Origin of the sequence: Acetobacterium malicum subsp. dehalogenans DSM 11527 (assembly GCF_000472665.1) — a bacterium.
GTDB classification, from domain to species: Bacteria; Bacillota; Clostridia; order Eubacteriales; family Eubacteriaceae; genus Acetobacterium; species Acetobacterium malicum.
Map to the genome: position 1 here is coordinate 1 of NZ_AXAC01000007.1, position 21,444 is coordinate 21,444.

The 21,444-nt window shown below is 43.4% G+C and carries 19 protein-coding genes and 1 tRNA gene; 9 read left to right on the top strand and 11 right to left on the bottom strand.

Going from position 1 to position 21,444, the window contains the following annotated elements; all coding sequences use genetic code 11:
• Positions 1-321: 321 nt before the first annotated feature.
• Positions 322-398: transfer RNA gene (locus A3KS_RS0103730), tRNA-Pro, on the bottom strand.
• Positions 399-590: 192 nt separating this feature from the next.
• Between A3KS_RS0103730 and rlmH the strand changes: the two genes are divergently transcribed.
• The 8 genes from rlmH to A3KS_RS0103775 all read left to right on the top strand — a co-directional run bounded on the left by rlmH (position 591) and on the right by A3KS_RS0103775 (position 8,603).
• Entirely contained in the window at positions 591-1,070 is a 480-nt protein-coding gene (gene rlmH, locus A3KS_RS0103740) for a 23S rRNA (pseudouridine(1915)-N(3))-methyltransferase RlmH (RefSeq protein WP_026393779.1), read from the top strand.
• Positions 1,071-1,102: 32 nt separating this feature from the next.
• Positions 1,103-1,987: an Hsp33 family molecular chaperone HslO gene (hslO, locus tag A3KS_RS0103745; RefSeq protein WP_026393780.1), complete on the top strand. Its 885-nt coding sequence runs from the start codon at positions 1,103-1,105 to the stop codon at positions 1,985-1,987.
• Between the two features lies 1 nt (position 1,988).
• Complete coding sequence (malQ, locus tag A3KS_RS0103750) at positions 1,989-3,527, top strand: 4-alpha-glucanotransferase (protein ID WP_026393781.1); 1,539 nt, start codon at positions 1,989-1,991, stop codon at positions 3,525-3,527.
• A 209-nt stretch (positions 3,528-3,736) separates the two neighbouring features.
• Entirely contained in the window at positions 3,737-4,903 is a 1,167-nt protein-coding gene (locus tag A3KS_RS0103755) for an ABC transporter substrate-binding protein (protein WP_026393782.1), read from the top strand.
• 185 nt (positions 4,904-5,088) lie between these two features.
• Positions 5,089-5,982, top strand: a complete 894-nt coding sequence (locus A3KS_RS0103760; protein ID WP_026393783.1) for a branched-chain amino acid ABC transporter permease — start codon at positions 5,089-5,091, stop codon at positions 5,980-5,982.
• 14 nt (positions 5,983-5,996) lie between these two features.
• Positions 5,997-7,100 carry a branched-chain amino acid ABC transporter permease gene (locus tag A3KS_RS0103765; protein ID WP_026393784.1) on the top strand — a complete coding sequence of 368 codons (1,104 nt, stop codon included), beginning with the start codon at positions 5,997-5,999 and terminating at the stop codon, positions 7,098-7,100.
• Positions 7,100-7,903, top strand: a complete 804-nt coding sequence (locus tag A3KS_RS0103770) for an ABC transporter ATP-binding protein (protein WP_026393785.1) — start codon at positions 7,100-7,102, stop codon at positions 7,901-7,903. Before A3KS_RS0103765 ends, A3KS_RS0103770 begins: the two co-directional genes overlap by 1 nt.
• Positions 7,890-8,603: an ABC transporter ATP-binding protein gene (locus A3KS_RS0103775; RefSeq protein WP_026393786.1), complete on the top strand. Its 714-nt coding sequence runs from the start codon at positions 7,890-7,892 to the stop codon at positions 8,601-8,603. Before A3KS_RS0103770 ends, A3KS_RS0103775 begins: the two co-directional genes overlap by 14 nt.
• 41 nt (positions 8,604-8,644) lie before the next feature.
• Here A3KS_RS0103775 and A3KS_RS0103780 read toward each other — a convergent pair whose 3' ends face one another.
• From A3KS_RS0103780 to A3KS_RS19915, 3 genes are read right to left on the bottom strand one after another with little or no spacing between them, the layout of a single operon-like run.
• Entirely contained in the window at positions 8,645-10,180 is a 1,536-nt protein-coding gene (locus tag A3KS_RS0103780; protein WP_026393787.1) for a Ppx/GppA phosphatase family protein, read from the bottom strand.
• Positions 10,181-10,182: 2 nt separating this feature from the next.
• Positions 10,183-12,288, bottom strand: coding sequence for an RNA degradosome polyphosphate kinase (locus A3KS_RS0103785; protein ID WP_026393788.1), 2,106 nt, complete (start codon positions 12,286-12,288; stop codon positions 10,183-10,185).
• The gene (locus A3KS_RS19915; RefSeq protein ID WP_051355635.1) at positions 12,285-13,835 is read right to left on the bottom strand and encodes a Ppx/GppA phosphatase family protein; all 1,551 of its coding nucleotides are present in this window, start codon (positions 13,833-13,835) and stop codon (positions 12,285-12,287) included. Before A3KS_RS19915 ends, A3KS_RS0103785 begins: the two co-directional genes overlap by 4 nt.
• Positions 13,836-14,011: 176 nt before the next feature.
• On the opposite strand from A3KS_RS19915, the gene A3KS_RS0103795 reads away from it, so the two are divergent.
• Positions 14,012-14,701 (top strand): DUF554 domain-containing protein, encoded by a 690-nt coding sequence (locus tag A3KS_RS0103795; protein ID WP_026393789.1) that lies wholly within the window; start codon positions 14,012-14,014, stop codon positions 14,699-14,701.
• A gap of 234 nt (positions 14,702-14,935) precedes the next feature.
• Here A3KS_RS0103795 and A3KS_RS0103800 read toward each other — a convergent pair whose 3' ends face one another.
• The 7 genes from A3KS_RS0103800 to A3KS_RS0103830 all read right to left on the bottom strand — a co-directional run bounded on the left by A3KS_RS0103800 (position 14,936) and on the right by A3KS_RS0103830 (position 21,209).
• Positions 14,936-15,736 (bottom strand): methyltetrahydrofolate cobalamin methyltransferase, encoded by an 801-nt coding sequence (locus tag A3KS_RS0103800; protein WP_026393790.1) that lies wholly within the window; start codon positions 15,734-15,736, stop codon positions 14,936-14,938.
• Positions 15,737-15,766: 30 nt separating this feature from the next.
• On the bottom strand, positions 15,767-16,429 hold the full coding sequence (locus tag A3KS_RS19920) for a cobalamin B12-binding domain-containing protein (RefSeq protein ID WP_051355636.1): 663 nt from the start codon (positions 16,427-16,429) through the stop codon (positions 15,767-15,769).
• 88 nt (positions 16,430-16,517) lie between these two features.
• A complete protein-coding gene (locus tag A3KS_RS0103810) occupies positions 16,518-17,894 on the bottom strand; it encodes a methanol--corrinoid methyltransferase (protein ID WP_026393791.1) in 1,377 nt (458 codons plus the stop codon).
• A 215-nt stretch (positions 17,895-18,109) separates the two neighbouring features.
• Entirely contained in the window at positions 18,110-18,574 is a 465-nt protein-coding gene (locus A3KS_RS0103815; protein WP_026393792.1) for a hypothetical protein, read from the bottom strand.
• Positions 18,575-18,591: 17 nt separating this feature from the next.
• On the bottom strand, positions 18,592-19,212 hold the full coding sequence (locus A3KS_RS0103820) for a GTP-binding protein (RefSeq protein WP_035355181.1): 621 nt from the start codon (positions 19,210-19,212) through the stop codon (positions 18,592-18,594).
• Positions 19,205-19,867: a cobalamin B12-binding domain-containing protein gene (locus A3KS_RS0103825; protein WP_026393794.1), complete on the bottom strand. Its 663-nt coding sequence runs from the start codon at positions 19,865-19,867 to the stop codon at positions 19,205-19,207. Before A3KS_RS0103825 ends, A3KS_RS0103820 begins: the two co-directional genes overlap by 8 nt.
• Before the next feature lie 13 nt (positions 19,868-19,880).
• Positions 19,881-21,209 (bottom strand): PocR ligand-binding domain-containing protein, encoded by a 1,329-nt coding sequence (locus A3KS_RS0103830; RefSeq protein WP_026393795.1) that lies wholly within the window; start codon positions 21,207-21,209, stop codon positions 19,881-19,883.
• Positions 21,210-21,444 lie beyond the last annotated feature (235 nt).

Consider the following 21,444-nt stretch of genomic DNA (forward strand, 5'->3'; position numbering starts at 1 on the left):
TCAGGTACAGTACTTCCGAGGTTAAGTTGCTCCGCTTGTTGTTAAAACGACCATCTCAATATATATGACTCAGCTAATTTTCGGACGTCCCCACTTTTGGAAAGGTTATCCTTCATATATACCATCACTGGTTCACTTGCGTTCCGTTCCAACAACCGCCATCAGCTTCCTTCAGACCCTTCCGTCGCCGGAAACGCCCTTGCTTACAGCTTGTCTTCCCAATTAGCCAGGTGACAGGTCTTCTTTCAGACCATTAGCTCGGCAACATGCCTCGCAAACCAAAAAAGACAGCTATCACTAGCTGTCTTAACTATTTTTTAATGGTCGGAGTGAGAGGATTTGAACCTCCGGCCTCATGGTCCCGAACCATGCGCTCTACCAAGCTGAGCCACACCCCGTAATATGTTGCATTTCCGACTCAAATATTGTACACTATAATAGACAAAAATACAATCTCAAATATAAAATTTTTTCTATGTTAAGGAGGAACCCACCATGCACAAAAGAAATCCACTTTATCGTGTTGGCGCATTGGTTTTAGTCGCTGTTATTGTTCTGAGTCTTCTCGTTGTTTACAGTTTCTAATCTGAATGAACATTCGTATTATTGCTGTTGGAAAAATAAAGGAAAAATACTTGACCCAGGCTATCCTGGAATACACCAAACGATTAAATGCCTATTGCCGTCTGGAGATCATTGAGGTTAAGGATGAAAAAATTCCCGAAAACGCCAGTGAAGCTCAACGACGAAAAGCCGTCGAAATTGAGGGCGGTCGAATTCTTTCCTATTTAAAGGACGAGGAAATTCTGGCCACCCTGGAAATACAGGGCGATCAACTGGACTCACCGACTTTTGCCAGGAAAATCGAAAATTATGGAATCCAGGGAAAAAGCCAGATCACCTTTGTCATCGGCGGATCAATCGGCCTTTCCCCTGAGATTACCAGCCGCTCAAAATGGAAATGTTCCTTTTCTAAAATGACATTTCCCCACCAGTTATTTCGGGTTATGCTGCTAGAACAAATTTACCGTTCTTTTAAAATAATCCGTGGCGAAACGTATCATAAATAACAAATACAAATTATAAAATGGAGAGGTAAAACATGCCGGACTATGTACTAAAAGCCACCGCAGGAAACGGACAGATCCGGGTCTTTGCGGCGACAACACAAGGGCTCGCTGAAACTGCCCGGAGGCTTCATCAAACCAGCCCCGTCGTTACCCAGGCGCTGGGTCGATTACTCACAGCAGGTTCCCTGATGGGTTCAATGATGAAAAATGCCGATGAACTAATCACTTTAAAAATCGCTGGAGACGGACCTTTGAGCGGCTTATTGGTAACGGCAGATGCCAAGGGCAATGTCAAAGGCTATCCTTATGTCAATGATCTTCACGATACGATGGAATCTCCCCTTCCTGTTTCCGAAGCGATTGGTGGCGGTGCCTTAAATATCATGAAGGATATTGGCCTGAAAGAACCCTACGTTGGCTATTCACCACTTATCAGCGGGGAGCTTGCCGAAGATTTAACCTATTACTATGCTCAGTCTGAACAGATTCCCACCTCGGTATCACTGGGAGTTTTATTAAACAACGACGGCACCGTCCGACAGGCCGGCGGGTTTATCATTCAATTAATGCCTGACACCGATGATGAGGTTATCGACGCCCTGGAGGCCGCTCTGGCCGATACCCCTTCTTTAACCAAGCTGCTGGACGAAGGAAAATCCCTTGAAGCAATTATGGAAGACTTGTTTAGAAACCTGAGTTTAAAGGTTAATAAAACAGAAATCACCCGGTTTAGCTGTGATTGTTCCCGACAACGTATTACCAAAGCGCTGACATCGATCGGTAAAGAAGATCTCATTGACATGATCTCGGATCAGGAAGATATTGAAATCAATTGTGACTTCTGCAAAGAAAAATATCTTTTTTCGACCGCTGATCTCGAATCAATCCTGACGCGGATTGAAGAAAACGAGGGCTGATATGTCTTTAAAATCCCGTTCCAGTGGTGTTCTAATGCCCGTTTCCTCCTTACCGGGGGACTACGGCATTGGAACCTTAGGTGCAGAGGCCCGACATTTTGTCGATCTTCTCCAGTCGATGGGCTGCAGCTATTGGCAAATTCTGCCAATCGGGCCGGTAGATGACTATTTCTCTCCTTATAATAGCACCTCGGCTTTTGCCGGAAATCCGTTTTTTATTGACCTGGAACTGCTATTTAAATGGGGCTTATTAACAGCGGATGAATTGACTGCCAGCAAGTCAACAGATCCTCCCTATTCCATCAACTATACTAATCTCATCGACAATCGCAACGCTATCTTCAAAATCGCCTATTCCCGATTAACGACCTCATTAAAAAACGATATCCACCAATACTGCCTTGCCAACCATGAATGGCTGCCCGATTTTTCTTTATACACGGTACTGTCTCAGCACTTTTCAGAAAAAAACTGGACCAAATGGAATAACCCGGATCTGGTCAAGCGCCAGCCCGCTGCACTACAGTCAATTACCAGTGCCTATCAGGATGAAATCAATTTTCAGAATTTTCTGCAATATCTTTATGATAAACAGTGGACCGCTCTAAAGACCTACGCCAATGGGAAAGGCATCCGAATCATTGGCGACATGCCGATCTATTTGGCCCACACCAGTGCCGACGTGTGGTGTCATCCCGAACTTTTCCAGTTGGACGCCGATGGTTGTTGCATTGAAGTGGCTGGTGTACCGCCGGATTATTTTGCCAAAGATGGCCAGCTATGGGGCAATCCGTTGTATCACTGGGATATCATGAAAGCCGACAATTACAGCTGGTGGATGCGGCGAATCAAGCGCGCGTTGGAAAGTTTTGATACCGTCAGGATTGATCATTTTCGGGCCTTTTCGGCTTATTGTTCGATTCCGGCAACGGAGGAAACCGCCCGAAATGGCCGCTGGATTCCCGGCCCGGCGATGGATTTTTTTGCGCAATTGCAAAAAACCTTTCCCGAACCCAACATCATTGCCGAAGATCTGGGTCTGCAGGATGAAGACCTGGTCAAACTGTTAAAAGACACCGGCTTCCCCGGCATGCGGATTATGGAGTTCGCCTTCATCGACGACCAGAACAATATTCATCTGCCCCATAACTACAGCGCCAATACCGTGGCCTACTCGGGGACCCATGACAATAATACGCTGCTGGGGACTTTTTTTGACTACACCCCAGAACATCGTCGTTATGCTTTTGACTACTGCGGCTACACAGATGCCTGGGAAAACCAATGGCAGATCGGTGGCCACCAGAGCCCTTCCTGTCGGGCCTTTATTCGCACGCTTTTTCAAAGCGCCGCCAATTTAGTGATCCTGCCGATTCAGGATGTTTGTGGTTATGGCAGCGATACCCGCATGAACGAACCCGGTACGAAAGAACGCAATTGGATTTTTCGCATGACCCGGGAAGGTTTATCTCAAATTGATGTCAATTGGTATAATCACATCAATCAGCTTTATCAACGAAAAGACTCATCTGTCATCTAATCACGGACGATTGTGCTCCGCAGTCGCTACTTTAATTTATCACTTTAGCGTACTGATGCGTTCTTTTCATAATTTGCCAATCAGCGTAATTAAAACAAGTGTCCGTAACATTCAAACATTTCTTAATATAAACTTGCAATAAAAGCTTAACCTTTGGTATAATAAGCCCAGGTAAAAATTAGGAAAAAAAGAAAAAGGAGGACTTTACCTTGAAAAAAACTCTAGCATTATTGTTGTCTTTGGCGATGGTTGTTACCATGGTCGCTGGCTGTTCCAGTGGATCAACTACATCTTCCGCTGACAGCGACGTCATTAAAATTGGCGTGTTCGAACCATTAACCGGTGCCAATGCGGCCGGCGGTGAACTGGAAGTTGAAGGGGTTGAATTGGCTAACCAATTACGTCCCGAAGTATTAGGCAAAAAAGTTGAGCTGGTTATTGCTGATAACAAATCAGACAAAGCTGAAGCAACAACTGCTGCCGCTCGTTTAATTGAAAAAGATAAGGTTGTTGCAATCTTAGGTTCCTGGGGATCTTCACTCTCCATCGCTGCTGGTGACGTTGTTAAAACCAACCAGATTCCTGCTGTGGCTCTTTCTGCCACCAACCCACAGGTAACTGCCGGAAATGATTACTACTTCCGTGTTTGTTTCCTTGATCCTTTCCAGGGTACAGTAATGGCTAACTATGCATCCAAAAAACTGAATGCTAAAAAAGTTGCCATCATTCAGGAAGTATCCAATGACTACTCAGTTGGTCTGGCTAAATTCTTCACTGATTCATTTGTCAAGTTAACTGGCGATCCAAATGCTATCGTTGCAACTGGTAACTACAACACTGGTGACCAGGATTTCAATGGTATCTTAACAAATATCAAAGCGGCTAACCCCGATGTAATTTTTGCCCCAGGTAACTTTACTGAGTCGGCATTAATCATCAAACAAGCTCGTGCCCTTGGTATTACTGCTCCATTTATTGGTGGCGATACCTGGGAAACCAATGAATTTATTACCGTTGGTGGTGCTGACGTCGAAGGCGCTGTTATGTCAACATTCTTTGATGACACCAACCCACTGACTGAAGCTGGTAAAACATTTGTTGCTGAATACAAAAAAGCCTACCCAGACCGTGAAAACATTGCTGCTGTAACCGCTCTTGGTTATGACGGTTACATGATGACCCTGGATGCCATCGAACGTGCTGGATCTGCTGATCCTGTTGCTATTCGTGACGCATTGGCAGCTACCAAAGATTTTGAAGGCGCTACCGGCATGATCACCATTGATGCCAACGGCGATGCCACCAAGAACGAAGCAATCATCAAAACAGTAAAAGATGGTAAATTCACTTACCTTGATTCTGTAACGATTGACTAGTTTATTACAATAGTTTTACATAAAGAGGCCGTTGTTCAGTATGACGCTCTTTTATACGCAAGGGTGCGTAACTAAATACAGTTTAGTTTGCGTACCCGTCTAAAACAAACATTGAGGGTATTTGTTATCAGATACCCTCAATTTAAATTAAATGATATAACGAGGTTTTAATTATGGTCGTTGGAATGACAATGGAAACATTCTTACAGCAACTTATCAATGGTTTATCAGTCGGGAGTTTGTATGCCTTGATTGCCATAGGCTATACCATGGTTTATGGTATCCTGAGACTGATCAACTTTGCTCATGGCGATATCTTTATGATGGCTGCCTATTTCACATATTTTGGGATTGCCGTATTTTTTCTTCCCTGGTATGTCACATTTATTATCACGATTGGTTTAACCATGCTACTGGGTGTCACAATCGAACGGGTCGCCTATCGTCCCCTGCGGGATGCGCCCAAGACATCGCTTCTGATTTCAGCAATCGGGGTTTCGTTCTTACTGGAAAATGTTGCCACCTATTTATTTTCGGGAAAACCACAAGCATTCCCAGAATTTCCACTGATGACAACACCTTTCTTTATTGGCGGACTGTCTTTTCAGCCGGTTTCTATTGTTATTCCAATTGTTGCATTTATCCTGATGTCCGCACTCCTTTTTATCATTAATAAAACTAAAATAGGGATGGCCATGCGGGCTGTGGCTGTTGATTATGACACTGCCAAACTCATGGGAATTAAGATCAATGGGGTTATTTCTTCAACCTTCGCCATCGGCTCGGCGCTGGCCGCAGTTGGCGCTATTTTATGGTGTATGAAATACCCATCGGTGTTACCCCTCATGGGCGTTGTTCCAGGACTTAAGTGCTTTATCGCTGCTGTTATCGGCGGAATCGGCAACGTTAAGGGCGCCGTTCTCGGTGGTCTGATCCTGGGCTTTTCCGAAGTACTGATGGTCGCCTTCTTCCCAGCACTGACCGGATACCGCGACGCTATTGCATTTGTCATCTTGATTATAATCCTGCTGTTTCTTCCCAATGGACTCCTTGGTAAGAAACAAGTGGAAAAGGTTTAGGGGAGGTACCAGAAATGAAAGAAACTCAAAACAGTATCGGTGCCTACTTAAAACTCCACTGGAAAACAGCCGTATTCTTAGTTGTTCTCCTCATTGGGATCGGTTTAGCCGACATTTTTGTTGATTCCTATATGCGCCGGCTTTTAAATTTGTGCGCTATTTATGTTATTGTCAGTCTGGCAATGAATCTGGTCAACGGTTTTACCGGCCAGTTTTCTTTAGGACAGGCTGGTTTTATGGCTATTGGTGCCTATACCGTAGCGGTTTTCACCGTTCCTATCGAATCCCGGGCCGCTATTTTCTACCTGGAACCAATGGCGCCTTTTTTAGCCAATATTCAATTGCCCTTTATTGTGGCATTAATTCTCGGTGGACTGGCTTCGGTAGTCGTGGCCTTTTTTATCGGATCGCCCTGTTTACGGCTCCGAGGGGATTATCTGGCGATTGCCACCCTTGGTTTTTCCGAAATTATCCGAATTGTCTTCACCAATACCCAGTCGATCACCAATGGTGCCCTGGGCATTAAAAGCATTCCCACCATCAGCAGTCTCTGGTGGACCTACGGAACGGCCCTGCTAATCATCATCGCAACCGTCCTGCTGATTAACTCCACTTATGGACGGGCCTTTAAATCCATCCGTGAAGACGAAATCGCAGCTGAAGCGATGGGGGTCGGACTGTTTAAGACAAAGATGACCTCATTCCTGATTGGTGCCTTTTTCACCGGTATCGGCGGCGGTTTATTTGCCGCTTTATTGGGAACTGTTGACCCCAAACAATTCTATTTTACCCTGACCTATAACTTTTTACTGATCATTGTGCTTGGTGGTATGGGCAGTATTTCTGGTACCATCATTGCCAGCTTTGTCGTCACATTGGGTCAGGAAGCTCTACGTTTTCTGGATGAACCAATGGCCTTCGGCCTGGATCTGCCAATCTTCAGACCTGGTCTGAGAATGGTTGTCTTCTCCTTCCTGCTGATGGTCATTGTCCTCTTCTATCGAAAGGGCTTAATGGGTACCAATGAGCTCACCTGGGACTTCATCGCTCAGAAATACCGCTCTATCAAGAAGAAGCTGAGCGGAAAAAAGACATCAACTGAAGGAGGTGGCAATTAATGAGTCTTCTGCGAACAGAGAATGTCATCATGCAGTTTGGCGGTGTTGTTGCCGTCAACGATTTAAATATCGATATTAAAAAAGGTGAGCTGGCCGCTCTGATCGGACCGAATGGCGCCGGTAAAACCACCGCCTTTAATGTCATCACCGGAGTCTATACACCCACCAGCGGAAAGGTACTTTTTACCCCGACCGATAAAAATGGTGCCACTACCGAGATCGATATTACCGGGAAGAAACCAGATAAAATAACCGGAATGGGCGTTGCCCGAACCTTTCAGAACATCCGACTGTTTAAGGAACTTACGGTTCTTGAAAATGTTCTGGTAGCCACTCACCTGAATGCCGATTATAGTTTTCTGTCAGCCATGCTGCGCGCACCAAAAGCCCGCAAAGGCGAACGTCAGGCTAAAATGGATTGCGAATTCTTATTGGAACGGCTGGGCCTCATCGATCTGAAAAATGAAAAAGCCTCATCCCTCCCCTATGGACAGCAACGCCATCTGGAGATCGCCCGGGCCCTGGCAACCAAGCCGCAGTTGCTATTGCTTGATGAACCGGCGGCGGGGATGAATCCTCAGGAAACAGATGAATTAACAGATCTGATTTTTAAACTGAAAACTGATTTTGATCTGACTATTTTTATGATTGAACATCATATGGATCTGGTTATGGAAATTTCTGATCATATTTATGTATTGGATTTTGGATGTACCATCGCAAAAGGAACCCCGGATGAGGTTCAGAATAATCCAAAGGTTATTGAAGCATATTTGGGGGTAGACGCTGATGTTGAAGATTAGTAATTTACAGGTCGCCTATGGTGGTATTGAAGCCGTCAAAGGGATTGATCTGGAAGTGCCGGAAGGCAAAATTGTAACCCTGATCGGAGCTAACGGGGCCGGAAAAAGTACCACCCTCCGGGCTATTGTCAATCTGGTTAAATCAAAAGCTGGAAGCATTACCTATCACGGCGACGAACTCCTGGGCCTGGACACCACAAAGGTTGTCGATAAGGGTATCACCCTGGTTCCCGAAGGACGACATGTATTTCCGGATCTGACAGTGCTGGAAAATCTGAAAATTGGCGCTTATATGCGTAAGGATAATCTGGATGAAGATATTCAAAAGATTTACGGACTCTTCCCTCGTCTGGAAGAACGCTCCTGGCAACAAGCTGGAACCTTATCCGGTGGTGAGCAGCAAATGCTGGCGGTAGGCCGGGCAATGATGAGCCGACCAAAACTGCTGATGATGGATGAACCTTCCCTGGGTTTGGCCCCACTGGTCGTTCAGGGTATATTTGATATCATCGAAACCCTCAATAAAGAAGGGATGACCATTCTTCTGATTGAACAAAATGCCAACATGGCTCTCCGGGTTGCCGATTATGCCTATGTGCTGGAAACTGGAAAAATTACCAAAGAAGGAACTGGCCGGGAATTACTGGCTGATGATAGTATTAAAGAAGCATATCTGGGCAAAAGCCACAGAAACAAATAAGAAAAACTCCAATTATTCATTTTCGAATAATTGGAGTTTTTTTATCGCCGGGAAATAATAACCTTATTATTAATCGTCAGGGTTTTGTTAAAGACTCGCTTGAATTTTTTGCCACATTCGTTGATGATCATGTTATCAAATACTGAATGCCCCGTCGTCAGGACATTAAGCTGGACTTCTTTTTCCATAATCACGCAATTCACATCTTTGACGACGCCATCCATGCTGCGGTCCAGATACTCGGATATTTGCAGGAACAGACTCAGCTGATCAATGAGCTGCCGTTCTTCATTCTGAAGCAGTCCCATGTACTCTTCAGAAATATGGATTTTCTTGTTGGTCCGATGGTTAAGGGCAATAAAGGCGCTCATTAACAGCTCTTTCTGCTCAATACCCAATAGTCCCGAGTTTAAAATAATATAAAAGCTATGTTCATGATGATTGCCAAACTGGAGTTTGATACCGACATCATGGAGCATGGCCGCGGCGCGAATCATTTTCCGGACATCCTCTTTTATGCCATGCAGCGGTTTCAGCTGTTCAAACAGGTTTTCGGTCAGCTTAAGTACATGGTAAGCATGAGGAATGTTCACATTAAAGTTAAGCATGATATTCACCAGTGACAGCTCAAAAATATCATAAACCAGATTATCCTCATTGTAACCAAAGTAGTCATAAATAATACCATCTCGCAAGCCGGCGTTGCTGATAATCAGTTCTGGTGAATCGATGTGCTTCATCACCCGTTCCAGGGTATGACTGGACCCGACAAAAATATCAATTCGTCCTTTTGACAAACCTTTGAGATTTGAGCGTTCCGCTAAATTCATACTGGCAGCCATTTCACAGATCCGTTTAACATCATTTGAACCCATCTTGTAATTATGGGCAATCTCCATCGGGTAATCATTGAAGCTGCGGTGGATCCGTCCGACGTTTCGAATGGTTCCGCCCACACCAATCACTGGCAGACCAACGGCCTTTTTTAGGATTGGGGTTTCATTAAAGGCTTCCTTCAAAAACTCATCCAGCGCCTTCAGTTTTTTTTCTGAAACCTCGTCGGTTAAATCAAACTTTTCTGCCAAATCAATGGACCCAAAGGGCAGACTGACAACCTCCACTTTTTTGCGGTCTTTGATGAGTACAAATTCCGTACTCCCACCGCCGATATCCATCAGCAGTGCATCCCTGATATCGAGGGTGTTGATGGCACCGAGGTAGTCCATTGAGGCCTCCACTTCCCCGGGGATCACAGTGACGTCCAGACCCACTTCAGCTTTGATTCGAGCGACATAGTCTGTTCCGTTTGATGCTTTTCGAACCGCTGCTGTTGCCACGGCAATAACCTTTTCAATGCCATAGGCATCACACATACTGACAAACATGGCCAGGGTTTCGATCCCGAAATCCATCCGATCCTGCTGCAGTTTTCCAGTTTCTGCCAGTCCGTCGTTTAAACGGACATTTACTTTCACGTCATCTATAATCTGAAAATACTCATTGTTATAATATTCGCCGATAACCAGATGCACACTATTCGAGCCAATATCAATGACCCCGATATTTCGTCTTTCCACGTCTATTCTCCCTCAATATTATGTTTTAAAACGGCTTTCTTAGCCTGTTCAAATTCTGCTTCAGCTTCTTTGCAGAAGTAGTCCTGACAGGAAAGCAGTTCTTTGCCACGTTTGTCAATACGGATGTATTCTCCGGTTTCGGTCATTAACCGGGTTTTTATGGTATCTTTCAAGGTAAGATCCAAAATATGTTTCAATTTCTTCTTGAGGCTCTCTTCTTCAATCGGAAACAAGGTTTCAATTCGCCGGTTCAGATTTCGTTCCATCCAGTCCGCGCTGGAAAGAAAAATATCTTCCTTGCCCTGATTGTAGAAATAATAGATCCGGCTGTGTTCCAGAAAAGTTCCGACAATGCTGTGAACAGTGATGTGTTCGCTGACGCCTGGTAAACCAGGTTTCAGTGAGCACATCCCTCGGACAATCAATTGAATTTCGACTCCTGCCTGGGATGCTTCATACAATTTATTGATGATCCCTTCATCCACCAGGGCATTCATCTTCCCAATTATTCTGCCTTTTTCACCCATTCTGACATTCTCAATTTCCCGGTCAATGGCAATGTAAAAGGCATTTCTCATGGTTTTGGGGGCGACTTCAATTTTTTTCCACAAGGTGTAATGGCTGTAACCAGATAATAAATTAAATAGGGTTGAAACGTCAGAACCATAATTCTCTTTGGCGGTAAACATTCCCAAATCGGTGTAGAGACCAGCGGTGACATCATTGTAGTTACCGGTTCCCAGGTGGACATAACGCCTGATTCCATCGGACTCTTTTCGCACTACCAGGATCATTTTACAGTGAATCTTGAGACCCACCAGGCCATAAATGACATGGCAACCAGCCTGTTCCAGCTTTTTCGCCCAGACAATATTATTGGCTTCATCAAAACGCGCCTTCAATTCAACCAGAACGGTGACCTGTTTACCATTCTGAGCGGCCTGGATCAATGCTTCAATGATGGGTGAATCGCCGCTGACCCGGTAAAGCGTTTGCTTGATGGCCAGTACGTCCGGATCTTTTGATGCAGCTCTGACAAAGTCAACCACTGTCTGAAAGGACTGGTAGGGGTGATGAAGCAGCCGGTCTTTTTCGCGGATGACTTCAAATATATCCTCGACCTCATAAAATTCATTAGAGATTAGAGGGGTATAGCGGGGTTCACGGAGTTCATTAAATTCACTGCGATTCTGAAACTTCATAAAACAGGTCAGATCCAGATTACCCTTGAGCTCATAAAGTTCGCTTTCAACAATTTCCAATTCATGCATTAACCATTTTTTCATTTTTTTGCTCATGTCTCTGGTAACTTCCAGTTTGATACTGGCGCCCCATTTACGCTGTTGAATTGATTTCTCAATTTCAATCAGTAAATCCTCGGCTTCATCTTCGTCAATAGCCAGGTCACCGTTACGGGTAATGCGAAATTCATTAACCTGTTTGACGTCATAACCAGTAAAGAGCTCATTGACAAAGGGGCTGATCAGATCCTCGACAAAAATATAGTTAAGCACCTCGGAATCTTTAGCCTTTGGCAACGCAATGATCCGATCCAGAACCTTGGGAATCTCAAGGATGGCTATATAATCTTTTTCATCTTTTACCTTGGCTTCGGTATCATGGAGCATGATACACAGATAAACCTGATTATTTTTCACCAGTGGAAATGGCCGGCTGTTGTCAATGGCCTGCGGAGTCAGAACCGGGTAACACTCGTGCCTGAAATAATGCAGGGCAAAGTCTTTGCCTTCTTCATCCAGCTCATCATAACGCAAAAAAAAGATGTTATTCTGATTAAGCTCCGGAATGATGGATTTTGACAAACAGGTATACTGCCTGGACATCATTTCCTGGGTTATGCTGTTGAGGGTTGCCAACTGTTCAATCGGGGTTAATCCATCCACCGATTTTTTATTGTAACCAACATTTATCTGATCCATGATCCCAGCCACCCGAACCATAAAAAATTCATCCAGGTTAGAAGCCGTAATCGCCAAAAATTTCAGGCGATCCATAACCAGATTGCATTTATCATAGGCCTCATCCAGGACCCGGTAATTGAAATCCAACCAGCTGATCTCTCGATTTATAAATAAATTACTTTTCATGATTCAACCCTCTTAATCTTTAGTATCGGTTTAATGCCATAGACGTTTTCCATGGTTGTCCGACTTGCTTTGAAAAAATATTCTTCCAATTGAAAATTTTTCCCCGTTGTCACATCAATAATCAGTTTCTCATCTTTGACATGACAGGAAAGATTTTGGATTTTTTGCTGATAACTTTTATCCAGCGCAATGGCCAGTTTCAGGATCGCCGCCAGTTTGGCAACCAGTAACTGTTCTTTTTCATCACTTGAATGAATTTTTTCTTCGCTTTTGATAAAATTCGTTTTAACCGCTTCAGCCACCTTACCCATCACCGCTTTTTCTTCCTGATTTACGCCGATGATGTCGGTGGTTTCAATAATATAATGACTTTGAACCCAAAAATTTTTATGATCGATAAAGCTTCCTACTTCCATCAGATAACAGAGCATCGATAAAAGCTGCCGCTCTCTTTTCCCCAGTTGATGATACTTTTTTAAGGAGTCGAAAATTTTCAGGCTGATCTTTTCCACAAATTCTGAATGCCTGAGGCTGGTATGATATTTTTTTCCAATGGTTTTGGCCGAAAGATAACTGCCTTCTTCGATCCAATCGATGAGCTGCTGTTTTTTGGTAATCTGAAATTCAAAATCCAGAAAAGCATCCCCGATGATCATCGGAATCAGTATAAATGTTTCAACCCCAGTTTCAGCCAACAGCTTTAAATAGAGCATCAGGGTATGGTTCAGGGTTTCTGCTTCACTTTGATCCAGAAGCGGGTACTTTTTCAACAATTGGTTAACTGTGAGATCTCCAGCTACCTTGCATAGCTTGCCAAAGTCCTCGGCATTGATAACATAATAATCCTGCCGCTCTGTATAACCACAAAGCTGGGCAATCACATCCACTTCATGGGAAGATACAAACAGTCTTTTGATACGTCGTTTTCTGATATTTTCGACGATGTCCTGGGTATTGATCGAAATGAACTCCATCAGCAGGGTTTCGAATCGTTCCGAATTCTCTTCGATGGATTTCAGGATTTCCTTCATTTTGAGATAGCCCAGTTCGGCTGTCTGATGATAGTCGATAACTCCATTTTTCAGCAAAGCAACCGACACATTTCCACTGGAAATAGAAGCCAGCATCTGATCTTCTTTGGTTTCATTCAGAATATTAAATTCAGGATCACATTTTAATACCATATGGCGGTAAATAAGATGGGTTTCTTCTTCCTTATCCAGAATTTCAACCTCATAGCCGCCGGTATTAATTTTTATTTGTTCAAGAATATAAAGCCGGTTTCGCGCTTCCCGGAGGGCTGTTGTTCCGAAAATCTTAATCGATTCAACCCCATATGTTTTAGACATTTCGATATATTCGTTAATCGTCTGACACAATGCATAAACAGATTTAAATGAAATCTCACCTTTAGTAAAACTCTGACTCCCAAAATTTATAGGAAACATGGCTCGATCTAATATTTTAATGCATCCTTTTCCCCTTTGTCCCACAATCAGTTCGCATCGGATTGAGCCAATATAAATAACTGAAAACCGCTTTATCATAAACGTCACCTCACATTCTTTTTTCTATTCTATCACAATTTTAAAAAAAATTATGTTAAAACTCATCGAAACTCTGATTTTTTTTCAATAAATCAGCTTGTCAGGGCAGTTATGATTTCAGCTCTTTCGCTTTTATGTTACAATAGTTAAAGATATCACTTCAGGAGGAAAAATCTTTGCTTGGAACCATTATTAATGCCGCCGCCATCGTTGTTTGCGGCTTGATCGGACTTTTATTTAAACGGGCTTTACCCCAGCGTCTCTGTGAAACCATCACCCAGGGCCTGGGCCTGGGTGTCGTGGTCATTGGTATCACCATGACCATCGAAACTGACAACATCATGCTGATGCTGCTGAGCCTATTGTTTGGCGGAATCCTGGGTGAACTGGTTAATATTGAAAAACAGTTAAAACGGGTCGGCGACAGCCTGGAATCAAAGATGAAAAACAATAACAATAATATCTCTCAGGGCTTTGTCAGTGCCTCCCTACTTTTCTGCACCGGCTCCATGGCCATAATGGGTGCTCTGGAAAACGGACTGACCGGAACCTTCAGTATTCTTCTGAGCAAGTCGCTTTTGGATGGGATTTTTTCAATGATTCTGTCCTCGACTTTAGGCCTCGGAGTTGTCTTGTCGGCTATTCCGGTACTTCTCTATCAGGGCAGTATTTCGCTTTTGGCCGGCTCAGTCAAAACCCTGCTCTCGCCACAGATGATCACCGAAATGAACGCCGTCGGCGGCGTTCTGATTATGGCCATTGGCATTAATATGCTAAAAATCAAAGAACTCAAGGTTGGCAATCTGCTGCCGGCGGTTTTTATGCCAATACTATTTATCTGGCTGATGGGGTTACTGGGAATTTAATGCAAACAAAAGCCGGCAATAACGCCGGCTTGAGGTTGTCAATAACTACCGTACCGACCAATTGTTAATCTGTTGTTCGCCGCGGAATCGGACAGGCTCTACCGTGTCCGCTCCGATGCGTACAACATGATGTAACAATTGTCGGTACTGGGTTATCTTTTTGACAGTCTGAAGCCGGCAATAATGCCGGCTTTTGTTTTGCAAAAATTGGAGTTAATAAATAGATGTTAAATATTAACCAAGCAGACCGCTACGATGGGCTTTGATGTAGCCGCCACAGTAATTATCCATGCCCAGCAAGGCCCGGGAGGTGACAATATCCGCCATAGTTTTATTGTTGGTTGGGTCCAGAACATATCCATCCATACCCAGGGTCATGGTCTCAACAACGAAGAGCCGATTCAGAATCGCCCGATTGGGCAGTCCGTAAGAAATATTACTGAGTCCACACATGAAATGCACATCTGGATAATCGGTTTTTATTTTCTTGATCGTTTCCAGCACTTCAATCCCAGCCGTACCCACACTGCTTACCGGTTTCACCAGTGGATCAAAATACATATCGTCATCTTTGACCCCTTCGCTGGCTAATTTATCGTGGAGAGTATGGACAACCTTCATACGATCATCGGATGTAACCGGCATTCCGGTACTGTCCATGCAAAGCACGACAATTTTGGCGTTGTATTTTTTGATCAGCGGCAGCACCGAATCATAGCGCTCATCTTCGTCCGAAATGGAATTAATCATCGGACGGCCATACTTACAGAGACTCAGCCCCATATCCAGCGCGGTGGCGCTGGGACTGTCGATACATAATGGCACTTCGACCTCACTTTGAATGGTATTTACCAGCCATTCCATGGTTTCTTCCTCGTTATTGATCATGTTGCCACAATTTACATCGATAAATGTAGCCCCAGCCTTGGCCTGACGGATGGCAAGATCAATGATCATATCTCTATCCCGATTCATAGCCGCTTCTTTGACAGCGGGTCGGCTGGTATTGATTAATTCACCTACAATTGTTAGCATCGCTATCGTCTCCTCCCGTTCTTTTTAATTTTATGCACTCAATTCTTCTGGACGGCTTTGGTCACACATCATCTGATCACATAATTCGACTGCGGTGGATGCATCCTCAGAGTAGCCATCGGCCCCGATATCATCTGCGAATTCCTGAGTAACCGGGGCACCGCCGATTATAATTTTCACCTGATTTCTTACTCCATCAGCAACCAGTTGTTTAATCGTTGATTCAATCTTCATCATCGTTGTAGTCAACAGTGAGGACATTCCGACAATATTTGGCTTATGTTCTTTAACGGCTGCCGAAAATACTTCTTCCTTAACATCCACGCCCAGATCGATGACTGTATATCCCCGGCTTTCCATCATCATCACCAGCAGATTTTTGCCGATGTCATGCAAGTCACCATTTACCGTACCAATGATTATTTTTCCTTTGCTGGGAATGTCATCATCAGTTATCAGCGGTTTTACCAGCTTCATCCCTTCGTTCATGGTATCAGCTGATTCCATGACTTCCGGTACAAACATTTCACCGCTTTTAAACAGGGGCGCGACAATGTTCATTCCAGCAATCAAACCATCATTGATAATTACTATGGGGTCTGTTCCATCATCAATCAGCGCCTGGACCAATACTTTGATTCCATCTAAATCACCATCCAAAACACACTGGGATACATCATTCAAAGTTGCCATCGTAAACCTCCTAAGTTTTATCTCATTTTCTTATTGCTTATTTCCATTTATTTAATCATCATCTCAAATTTTCAGTTTTATCCTTGGCTTATAAGCCGTACTCGCTGGGAATGAATTTGTCCATATCCAATTCCGATTTCATCTGATGGTAGAATTCGTTGGGATCATCAGGAATCGATTCAATCGCTTTTTCCATTTTATCCAGCCACTTCATGTCCCGCTTATCGCTTTTTACCTTGCCTTCGACAATTGCTTTTTTGAGTTCAGCTACCGTCAGTTGGGCCGCTAACCTGGTTCTCAGGAAATTATCCTGGATTTTAACAAGCTCGGCACTGATTCGCATCACCACATCGGGGCGGAGCACATAGGCCTGAACATCAAGAGCTGAATCAGACTGAACCAATAGATCGCGAAACATCAGTTGCTGTCCATTTAAGGTGGCTGCGTTCATCAGTCGACAATCATAGATCAATTGTTCCATTGCCACTACCGGGGCCATTTCAGATAATAGCTTCACTTGCTGAATCGATTCATTACTCCAGGTATCGGCAACGGCTGCGGCAATATTGCCAACCGGGCTCAAATGGGCACCAGCTGCAGTTTTTCCTTCCATCGAAATAGGACTACCGGTAATCGCTTTAAGGTACGGTCCTTCATAAGCACAATCTTTACTCGGTCCCACGGCGCCCTGTTCAAACGCTACCAAGGCCCGGGGAACCGCGGTTACCCGAATAACCGCAGCAAATACATGGGGGATAAAGCCTTTTTCGGCCAGGACCATGGCAGTATTGGCAAACCCGCAGGCTGAATCACCAGCGGCAAAACAACAGTTGGCATTGGCTAAATCGACCAGGTGTTTCCATAAGAATTCCATGTCATTGACACCCAAAACACCCAGGGCAAAAATCGCTTTGCGGATATCCGCTTTGACCAGCGCAGTATCATGGATTTCCTTCCCTCCGGTTGATTCAATCGAGAAGAAATCAGAGCCATCTTTGGCACATTGTTCATACAGTTCCAGCATCGTTTCCCAATATTTTCCACTGCGCATAATGGGTGGCCGGCTGAACTCCCGCAAATCGTTGGGAGTTGTTCGAATCGCTGTTTTTAAGCCATATTTTTCAGCGGCTTCTTTCATGCCATTCAACAGAATCCGATTAATCTCAATCCCATATTTGGGATGCTCAGTAAAGTCAGGCAAGGTTTCAAATTCAACTAAAACCCCAGGTGCATAGAGTTCCGCCGCCCGTTTGAGAACCCCTTCGATAATATTGGAATAAATCGTGGCTGCTTTTGGCATCGTCACATCATTAATATCCATACCGGGTAATGTGAAGTTGATTTCCGGATACACCACTCCTCCGCCGATCACCATACCACTTTTCGTAGTTACCGGATTGGGACAGGAACCGTATACAAAATCATCCAAGTTTGTGTATGCTAATTGATTAAACTTCTTCGCCATTTTTTCCTCCTCTTTTTTTTGATTTCAGCACCTGCAGGATTGCTAAAATTTATTCTATGCTCTAATCATACGCCTGCTTTGTCAATGTGTCTTTAGACGATTTTTGTGATATTTGGTATTATATTGCTTTTTAGTCTTTATAAAAGAATTAAACAAGCACAATATGTATTATTTATTGTATAAAATACATATTGTGCTTGTTTAATTCCGAATACTCAATGATGATGGCCATGACAGATTGGACAATCATTTCCGTCGCCATGATGGTGATGGTTGCTCTGCCGATCGTGCTTTGCATTGATTTGAATCTTGATCTCAGAATCCCGTTTTATCATCGTCTGGCATGATCGTTCAAGAAAAACATGGCTTTCTTTCTCACTGATATTGGAAACCAGCGAGTTAATAATTACATTTATATCGAAAAGATCCTGATGATTACCATGAAAGTTGCTATTAATGGCATTTGAATTGCCGACACAACTGAATTTTATAAAATCCTTTTCATCAATCTGTGCCAGCGCTTTGATATGACCAATCATCCGATTATCGTCTTTGCAAATTTGATTCACATAAAGATGCAATACATCTTGAATCCGGGAGCGCCATTTTTCAACAGGCAAAGCCTGGTTCGATGAAAACCGGATATTGAAAACAACCGGCAGAAATTCTTCCTGATACATTCATTTTACCTACTTTCTCACAAATATTGATGAAGCTCCTGACTCAGCGCTTCGTTTAAATTCATTTTATATGTTTTTAAGCCTGGTCTTATGGTCTCCACCATCTTCACTGCTGTTTCAATTTCACTCTGGTTAACCTGATCAAGCTTATTGATTACCACACATTTCGCCAGATTGATCGAATCATTAAACAACTGGTTCATCCGTTTTTGATATAAAGCAATCCGGGTTGGATCAAAAACAAACACATTTTGAATCTCTTCTTCCCGGTATCCACAATTCATAATGGCTGGATACAGCGACAATGGATTGGCCATTCCCGACGGTTCAAAGAGAATATAATCCAGATCCTCATAGTCTTCCAGCAGATGATTGACGGTCGCTTCCAGTGTCACCTTCATGGTGCAGCAGACACAGCCGCCAAATAAATCCAGCACGTCATAGCCCATCATCCGCATCTGCCGATTATCAATTCCCACTTCCCCGATTTCGTTAATGATAATCGCACATTTTTTATCAGCCGCTGACAGCATTTCTATGGTTTTAAGCAGCATGGTTGTTTTACCCGAACCCAGAAATCCAGAGAACAGTATAACTGGCGGCCGATCGCTTAATAATTCGCGATTTTTATTACACATTAAAATACCCCGCTTTGTTCCCCAGCAATTGATTGACAATTTCAATGGCTCCGAAAACGTCTTTGCCATAGCCATTTGCACCAATTTCATCAACATAATCCTGGGTGACTGGACCACCACCAACAACAATTTTAACCCGATCCCGGATCCCTTCGTTGACAATTGCTTGAATCACATGTTTCAATTCGCCAATGGTTGTGGTCAAAAGTGCTGACATCGCCAGAATATCCGGTTTATAGCGCTGTATAGCCGAAATAAATGATGAGGATGGCACATCGATTCCCAGGTCAATGACCTCATAACCGTCACCTTGAAGGGTCATTGATACCATATTCTTGCCAATATCATGAAGATCTCCGGCAACGGTTCCAATAACGATTAGTCCTTTTTTTCGTTTGAGGTTGGATTCAACAAGCAGTGGCTTTAACACATATAGGCTTGCATGCATGGCACGGGAAGACATTAGTACATCCGGAATAAAGATATTGCCGTTTCTAAACTCTTTACCGATTTGTTCCATCATCGGAATCAGGGCGGTGGCAATAATCACATCGGCTGAAATTCCCATCTTCAGCGCCTGCTCTGTTGAATTTTTGACTACTTCGGCGTCACCATCATTTAAGCCGTCTTGAATTTCTTTTATATAACCATCCATTGTGACCCTCCTTTTAGAGATTTTGCCTGAATTGTGTTGGGGTCATTCCCTCGTTGCGACGAAAGACCTTGGAAAAATAGGAACCGTCGCTATAACCCAACGACATGGCAATTTCTTCAATCTTATAACGGGGATTGCTGAGCATTTTTTTCGCTTCATCCAACTTTACCTTGGTGACATAATCCATCACCGTCATGTTTTGACTTTCTTTAAAAATTCTACTGACATAAAAAGGGCTCAGATAAACCGAATCCGCGATTTCTTCGAGTGAGCTGTTGTTTGCATAATTATTGCGGATAAAGCCTTTAATACCTTCAACCGCAGCCCGATTTTTTGATTTACTGTGATGGTGAATTTCATCCAAGTATCGTTCCAGCAGCGAATTAGCAACAATATTAATTTCCCGAATGCTATAACAGTTATTCAGTTCCTGCAATAAATTGGCATTGAATCCCATTGATTTTTCTATGTCAACCCCAGCTTCGACACAAGCCCGGGACATGACCACCACCAATTCGAAAACCCGTCCCTTCATAATCAAGAGCTTTTCTCCGTCACAAGAGAAAATATCGGCCAGCATAACCTTAAAGAGCTTACGGCACTCATCGAGATCACTGAGTTTGATTTTTCCGATCAGGGCTTTTTCTTTTTCTAAAAAAAAGTTTAGGCTCTGACTATTGAGTTTTTCTTCCAGATTCTTACGGGTTTGAATTTCTTCATTCAACAGGAGTTGCTGCAATTCAATTTCTTTTTTCTGGTGCAAGCTTTCGCCACCGGTTTTGATAATGTAGTTGGCAATCACATGAAGCAGCGATGCCGCCCCCTGCACCTTTTCCCCTGACACTACCTGAAGCTTCTTGGCGGCTTCAAATAGTGCTTTAAAATCGTCGGTCAAAAAACGATTCATTTCTTCCAACTCAATCCAGAAAAACTCTTCCGGTTCCCACATCAAAACCTGTCCACAAATGATCGTTCCCAAATGCTCTTCATCAAAAATAATCGGTGCTGCCCACTCAATCAACCCGGCCGGACAACGGAAAATATAGGGTTCATCAAAAATAGCCGCCTGTTTTCCGGCCCGAGCATATGCTCCCACACAACGACTGATCCCCTTTTGTTTTTCCATTTTCCAGATCATGTGGCAAAATTCACAATTCTTTTGGGCATCTTTCCTGGAAAAGATCGAGTGTCCTTCCACATCAACGATATTTGCAGTCAATCCCGTTACATTGGTAAATGCATCTAATATTTTGATAATAATTTCTTTGTCCACAAGTTGGATTAAATGCGCCCGGCTGGATACATTTCCGCATTTTTTATTAGCAAACGTTTCGTTCACCATTCTCCCCCCTTTACGCAGCAGATTGTAATCGTATAAACACTTCTATAATTAAGAGTATAACATTTTATAAATAAATAATAGGTACAATATTGCTATTTTAGGTATTTTTCTGTATGGAGTACCAAGTAAATAAAATAAAATAATTTGAGCAAAAAAAAGTGTAAAATTCAAACCTCAATTGGTTTAAATTTTACACTTATGGAGCTACTTTTAAACGCGCAGCTTCTTTTCGCTA